Here is a 6,483-nt window from a genome sequence, read left to right as displayed (position 1 = left end):
CGAAGCTGAAGAACGCTACTACGCCATGCTGGACGAACCAGCCATGGCCGCATAACTCAAACCAAATGGCCTCCGGCAAACCCGGTGCGGTTCAGACTGATGTCACATGACCCTCCGACCCATAGAAGCCAAGCTCGTCGATGATCTTTTCGTCCAAGGAGGATACGTTCTCAACTTCACGAACCAGACCTTCACCGAATTCTTTCGGCACGAGGTCGGCGTGGAAATTTATGACGATGTCTATGGCTTCCGGGGGAATTCCAAGGGCAAGCGTCTCGTCGCCTTCACGCAGAAGGCTCAGCCGAAGGCAATTGCCAAGGCCCTGGCGGGATTATGGGAATATCTGCAGGCTGACCGCCCCGACGATGCCACCGATGACAACCGGAAGAAACTCAGCGCGATTATCGAGCGGTTGGGCGGCCGGCCGCTGCCCGGTGCCGCTGTCGTCGAGGAGCCCAAAGTCACTCAGCCGCTACGCCCTGCGGAGGGTATCCTCGCAGCATTGGAATCCGAATTCCTCGCACTCGAAGCGATGACCGACCGACCTCACGAACGAGGGTACGCCTTCGAGCGTTTTCTGAAGCGGTGGCTTGACACGTGGGGGCTGGACGCCCGTGCGTCCTTCAGGACTATCGGTGAACAGATCGACGGATCTTTTCAACACGACGGCACGACATACCTTGTCGAGGCAAAATGGCATCGCGCGCAAACTGATGCCACGATGTTGCATTCCTTTCAGGGAAAGATTGAAGAGCGCACCATATGGACCCGTGGGCTGCACGTTAGCCATGCCGGCTATTCAACCCCATCCTCAACTGCGTTCACCTCGAGGCGCATCATCTTGATGGACGGTCAGGATATCTACATCGCGCTCAATCGGCGCTTGGATCCGGCGATTGTGATCAGGGAGAAAGCCAGAGCTGCTTCTGAGCGAAAGAACCCGTTCGCCAAGGTGCTGGAACTCTTTCCGTAGACGGCGCCGGGGCGAGCGCAATCACTCGCAGTGTTTCGGCGCCTTCAGCGTCTTCACCATCGTGTCGATCACCGGGCCATACCGCTTCTGCTGGCGGGCCGGATACTCCAACGTGAAATTCCCCATGGCGCCGTCACATAGCGCGATCTGCCGCATGTAGATGATGCGGTCGCCCTTCGTGCCGGAATAGCTCGCCCATGACGCTCCGCGTTTCTCGTAGGTGAACTGCCAGCCGGCGTCGGTCGTGAACTTCTTCCGGAGATCGCTTTCCTGGGAAAAGCCGCCCTCGGTAACGTAGTTCCCCCAGATTGAGAGCTTCGCCTTACCGTCCGGGCTCTGGAGACCCAAGCCGTCGCCGTTTTCCGGCATGAGTGTCGTCTTGAAGTCGCTGGGGATGTCGGCGGCATATCCAAAGCGGCCGTTCGCGTATGGTTTGAAGTCGGCGGCCGCAGCCGTCGCCGCAGAAAGGAGAGCCGCTAGGATGGCAACGTATCGGCGGCGCATCAGATCTTCACTCGCTTCAAATGGAATTCGGCAGTCGTAGCACAACGCGATCGAGCAGGGCCATCTATCCGCATGCACGGCGATGTTCCGCGCTTCACGTCATGTCGCCTTGAAGAGCGCTCAGGCAGCCGCCGAGCATCAAAAGTGGATGGTGTAGGCGGCCGACGACGGCAGATCGGAAGGCCCCTCACGTCAGAGCGTCTCGAGCACGGGTCTCAAGGAGGCCGAGACGAATTCGAATTCGCTGCTTTGCAGAACCGATCGCTTGTCGTTGAACTCGATGACGCTGGCGTCTCCCGGATCGATGCCGTGCATGGAAACCGTGCCCAGGATCGTCTGACCCTGGGGGTGGCGGGAATCGATGATCAGCGAGAGCATGGACCGCGCGTTCGTGTCGTCCTGATCCTGCTGGTTGGGACTGTCGATGACCATCGGCGCGGCGAACGCCGTCGAAAACTCTTGAATGGTCGCAAGCAAGGCCAGCTCGTACGCCAGCAGAACGCGAGGCTGCTCGCTTCCGGTCTCGACTATGCGGCCCGTGATCTTGGAAACAGCGTCGTAGTCTGGATTGAGCACGTTCAGCCTGTCGATATACCTGCGCATCTTGTCTGCATAGAAACGCTCGCGTTGTTCACGGTGCTGCCGTTTGTTGAATTCCTTGAGCGCTGCCTCCATCTCGACAATGGACGCCTCGAAGCCGCCGATCTTCTCGTCGAGTTCGGAGATTTGTTCGTTGAACAGGGACATGGCCTGTCGCCTGCCTTCGTTCTCGATCACCTCCTTGAGCGTCACCTGTTCGCGTTCGGATTCCAGGGTCGACTGAACCTCTGCGATGATGCGCTCGGTCGATGCCATTTCCTTTTCGACGTCGCGCGCCTCCTTCGCGAGATCGTCTATCTTGTCGAGAGAACTCGCCACGAATTCGAAGCACTGGTCGCGGTCCGCAAGGATTGAGAACCGATGCCTGAAGTCGTTCCGATGATCGGTTCCGCACGTTGGGCAGGCGATCGTCTCACGTCCATCCGAGGCAGCCCAGTTCGCATCGGCGGCGAGTTCTCTCGCAGCGGCACGCGCCAGCTCGATTTGTTCCTCGAGAAGGAGCCGCTCGTCGACGACCTGGGCGAGTTTCGCCGCGCGCCGTTGGCGCTTGTCGCGAAGATCCGTCAGGCGGACGAGAAGCTCCTCGACCGCTGCGTCGTGATCGTAGGCGGAAAGTTCGATGCCCTTGAACACCGGATCGAGACCCAGCTTCGCGACGACGCCGGCTACCGTGTTCCGTTCGGATAGAGCCTCGGACTTCAGGCGTGCGGCGATCGTCTTTTCTGCGGAGATCTTGTAGAACTCGTTCGGCTTGATGCCCGAATGATATTCGATGATCGCCCGTTTGAAGTTCGCATACTGCGTCAGCCTGTCGAACGACGAAAGAGGGCGCTCCCACCCTCCGTCCTGGTCCATGTAGAACGGTAGAAACGCATATGCCGGGGGAGGCACCTCCGGTTCGTTCTTCCTGTTCAAAAGCGTCAGCCCGAAGTCGAGCTTGTCGGCGAGAAACGGCCCGAACTCGTGGGTGATGCTGTTGGTGGAAATCAGCTTCTTCCCTTCGGCGTCGAACATGGCCAGTTGACGGCCATCCCTGACGACGGAGTAGGAGGCGTCGTCGATCCGGATATGAAGCCTGCTTTTGACGTTCGCGGCTACCCAGTCGCGATGTATCGCCTGAGGAGCCGCACCGAGCGTCCAATAAAGGCTCTTAATGACCGAGGACTTACCGACCCCGTTCATTCCCTGGATGATCGTCAGCTTCGGGTGGAAGTCTATCGTTCGCGCCTTCCTTTCGGTCAGCGACAACAATTCCAGCCTTTCGAAGCTCAAGCGTTTCATCTTTTTCTTTTCTCAGATTTCGGACGAGAAGGGCGAAGCGTTCGCGTTCGTTCATTGGCGTTGATACTCGTAGAGGATCATGGCGGTGATCGTGGCCTCGTCGGCGCTGGGCGACCACGCATGCACCACGTCCTGAACTTCCACGACGGCCTCTTGCAGAGCCAGGATGAAATCTTGGCGCCCATCGAAAATCGGTTCAATAGCTGCGGCGATCTTCGGCGCTACATGGCGCAACGTTTCCCAGCGCGTTCTGCGGTCGATCTCATAGCGGTCCCACGCCTTCATGATCGCGGTGACCCTGACGAATCCCAGCGGCTGGAGAAAGGGAGCGACGTTCGCCCAGCTCGGCGACGTGTACTCGCCATGGACGGCGAGGAAGGATTCGACGTCAGACCTCTTCAGGACATGCGCGGCGTCGAACTCCGTCAATGTCCGGACCGCGGGCTGCGGCTTCGCCTTCCGCCTGCACTCCCCGGACAGGGCGTCGAAGAACGTCTTCGCGCCGCGTTCACTTCCCGTGCGCTTGAAAAGCACGTCGGCCACCTGTCCGACGACGGTGTGATGCGCATTGTCGAAGTGGAGCGGAGTGTAGTTCAGATGGTAGTACGGCAGGTGGGTGGCAGCCACGAAGGCGGCGTCTTCGGCACTCATCGCGGCGCCGAGTTCCTTCCACGATTCCTTATCGAGCGTTGTCAGGCAATGTTCGCCGACGTCCGAACTGAGTTTTGGCATGGGCATGTTCGTCACCATCACCGCCCGGTCGATGCACGTCGAGAAACGCCTGATGTTGTCGAACATTTTTCCCGCGACCGAAGCGCCGAGCCCGTCGCCGTCTTTCACCTTCTTCCGCTCGGTGAACCTGCCGACAGTCCAGTTGCCGCTCTTGCGCGTCTTTACCTGGTAGAAGACGATCTTCCTTGGCGTCGCCTCGTGGTCAAGTTCTAGGATGTCGTCGTGGGATTCGAACAGGAAAGCATAGGATTGACCCGTGACGTGAAGCGCGAGCATGCGCTGGATGCCCCAGGCAAACTGATAGTCGAGGCGCTCGGTCAGAACAGCGCCGCCTTCCTCGCGTTTTGCCTCTCGTTTTATCTTTTCGACTACGCCCATCTCGTCCCGACGCGAATCAATTCTCTCTGCGGCAGCTAAGAGTAGCAAAGTCTTAGTGGATGACGATAGCGTCGGGCGAAGATCGGGCTCTGTCCACGAAAGCAACACAGACCCGTATGCGGTCTGAATCCTCGCGGAAAACTCGAGCCTAGTCTGGCAGCGCCATTTCGAAGAGCGGCACGCATCCTTCGTTCAACACGAAGCCCGTCTCCTCGGCTTCAGCCGGCAGCATGTAGAGGACGTCCAGCGGCAGCTCTCTGCCAGCGAGAGCGATCTCGCTCTTCAGCCGCGCCAGCGGCTCGCCGGAGGGGCCGACGATCAGGACGTCGAAATCGTTCCCGGCACGCACGAGCGAAGAACCGAACATGAAGGATTCGAACTCGGACAGCGACGGGCAGGTTTCAAGGAGCTGTCTCGCCACTTCGGAGGATGTCTTCAACGACCTTTCAGGAGCACCTTGAGTTCGTCCCATTTCATCACCTTGCAGCCCAGCTCGTCTCCGGCCTCGATAGCCTTCTGCGTGGGCTTTCCATTCGGATTGATATTCCATACGACGTCCACCGCCCCAAATCGGCCCCATAGGCTCCGAACCGCCTCGGCCGTCGGCTCGTATTCCATGAGCATTCCGATTCGGAGTTTCCGCCCGTCTACGAGCGATACGCTATGGATTCGATCGAACTCTCGATCGATCGACGTCACGCATCGGAGCTGCCTGATCAGCCGATCGGAGAAAAAGAACTCCTTGTGGCTGGCCGTCTTTACGTTGTCGTCCTGAATCGCTGAGGTGAGCGTTCCGCCGTTTCCCCAGCCGATCTTCTGACTCTCGAGGTACCTGATGGCGCCGCCTTCCCAAACGGCACCTTTTCTGTAGCCGCAGAGAAATTCCATCTCGGGATACTCCTGATGGTAGGCTTTCGCCACCGCAGCATCGATGAAGTCGGCATCTGAAATAACGGCAACAGATTCGGGCCGTCTCTCGGCCGTGATCTTGATGGCGTCACCGCGGATAGTCTCCGCCCCCGTCACGGCAGGAACTTCCAAAATGGATTTGATTGCGTAATCGACCTGCCAGCTCATGCGAACATCCCATCCATTTCAGCAGGATACCGGATGCCACTCCCAGCGACGTCGCACACGTGCCGTTCGGAAAGACCTCTTACGTGTTCCTGGTATCGGGCGAATGTCTCCTTTTCCGCGTCGTTGGCGTGATTCAGGTTCGCCTTGATGATCGCGATAATACGGAAATGGTTCGGCAGGATCACGCTTCTCATTCGCTGGGACCACGTCTGCGCGGTCTCGGACTCGGGGTCTAATTTGAAAGTCTCGCCATCCACAGGGGCGAACTCCTTCCACACAGCTTTGTTCTCGCTCATGGCTGAGGTGACTGCGTCGCGCACCTGCCTGCGCTCCTCGTAGGCTGTAATGCCCTGCTTGCGCGCGAGCGCCCCAACATGCTCCGCCTTCCATCCCAGCAACGTGTTGCGAGGATAGGCTTCCGGATCCTTGTCTATGATCGTGCGGCAGGTCGGGCATAGGAGGATGAGATTTTCGAACGTGTCCGGTTCGAATTTGCCTGTTGGACGTTCTTCCCGACGCGGGCCGTCTTCGCCGTGCGGAATGACATGCGCCATCTCTGCAATATGCTTGTCGCCTCCCATTTCCGCGGGGAAGAGGGGAGCGAGGCAGTCAGGACGCTGGCAATGGCCGGCTGCGGCCGAGAAGAGGCGCAGTTTCAACTCTGTCGGGATATGCTTTCGATCTGCCATAGGTGGGCCTTAAGTTCGGACGCAATCCGAAATGGCACCGATGGCTCAAGGATTCAAGCCCGGCTTGAGCGCCGAGGTTTCTGATCCTCAATCCTTTACGACTGCCCATGCTGCCGTCGATGACGAGCGTGCTGCCGACGATCTAAGAGGCCTCGTCCGGAGCTGGGAAGACGATCGTCTTAGCGACTTTCGACGGTCGGCGAAACGGCCGGCCCTGGATCTGGGTGGCCATGGCCGCCACGCTGGGCA

Annotated in this window: 7 protein-coding genes; 1 reads left to right on the top strand and 6 read right to left on the bottom strand. The window is 58.9% G+C overall.

Translation table 11 applies throughout. From position 1 onward, the window contains the following. The first annotated feature begins 106 nt into the window (after positions 1–106). Positions 107–973: a restriction endonuclease gene (locus tag GGQ67_RS22290; protein WP_183902321.1), complete on the top strand. Its 867-nt coding sequence runs from the start codon at positions 107–109 to the stop codon at positions 971–973. 21 nt (positions 974–994) lie between these two features. Here GGQ67_RS22290 and GGQ67_RS22285 read toward each other — a convergent pair whose 3' ends face one another. From GGQ67_RS22285 to GGQ67_RS22260, 6 genes are all read right to left on the bottom strand, one after another. Further along, positions 995–1,477 carry a hypothetical protein gene (locus GGQ67_RS22285; RefSeq protein WP_183902320.1) on the bottom strand — a complete coding sequence of 161 codons (483 nt, stop codon included), beginning with the start codon at positions 1,475–1,477 and terminating at the stop codon, positions 995–997. 192 nt (positions 1,478–1,669) lie between these two features. Next, on the bottom strand, positions 1,670–3,358 hold the full coding sequence (locus tag GGQ67_RS22280) for an AAA family ATPase (RefSeq protein WP_183902319.1): 1,689 nt from the start codon (positions 3,356–3,358) through the stop codon (positions 1,670–1,672). Between the two features lie 51 nt (positions 3,359–3,409). Further along, on the bottom strand, positions 3,410–4,468 hold the full coding sequence (locus tag GGQ67_RS22275) for a dsDNA nuclease domain-containing protein (protein ID WP_183902318.1): 1,059 nt from the start codon (positions 4,466–4,468) through the stop codon (positions 3,410–3,412). A gap of 148 nt (positions 4,469–4,616) precedes the next feature. Then, a complete protein-coding gene (locus GGQ67_RS22270; protein ID WP_210279748.1) occupies positions 4,617–4,907 on the bottom strand; it encodes a hypothetical protein in 291 nt (96 codons plus the stop codon). Continuing rightward, positions 4,904–5,545: a hypothetical protein gene (locus GGQ67_RS22265; RefSeq protein WP_183902316.1), complete on the bottom strand. Its 642-nt coding sequence runs from the start codon at positions 5,543–5,545 to the stop codon at positions 4,904–4,906. The genes GGQ67_RS22270 and GGQ67_RS22265 overlap by 4 nt, the downstream gene beginning before the upstream one ends. After that, complete coding sequence (locus GGQ67_RS22260; RefSeq protein ID WP_183902315.1) at positions 5,542–6,234, bottom strand: HNH endonuclease; 693 nt, start codon at positions 6,232–6,234, stop codon at positions 5,542–5,544. The genes GGQ67_RS22265 and GGQ67_RS22260 overlap by 4 nt, the downstream gene beginning before the upstream one ends. Between the last annotated feature and the right edge of the window lie 249 nt (positions 6,235–6,483).

This window comes from Rhizobium metallidurans (genome assembly GCF_014196505.1).
Classification (GTDB): domain Bacteria; phylum Pseudomonadota; class Alphaproteobacteria; order Rhizobiales; family Rhizobiaceae; genus Rhizobium; species Rhizobium metallidurans.
Note: the sequence above shows the minus strand (reverse complement) of the source record. Positions and strands in the feature narration are given on the sequence as shown.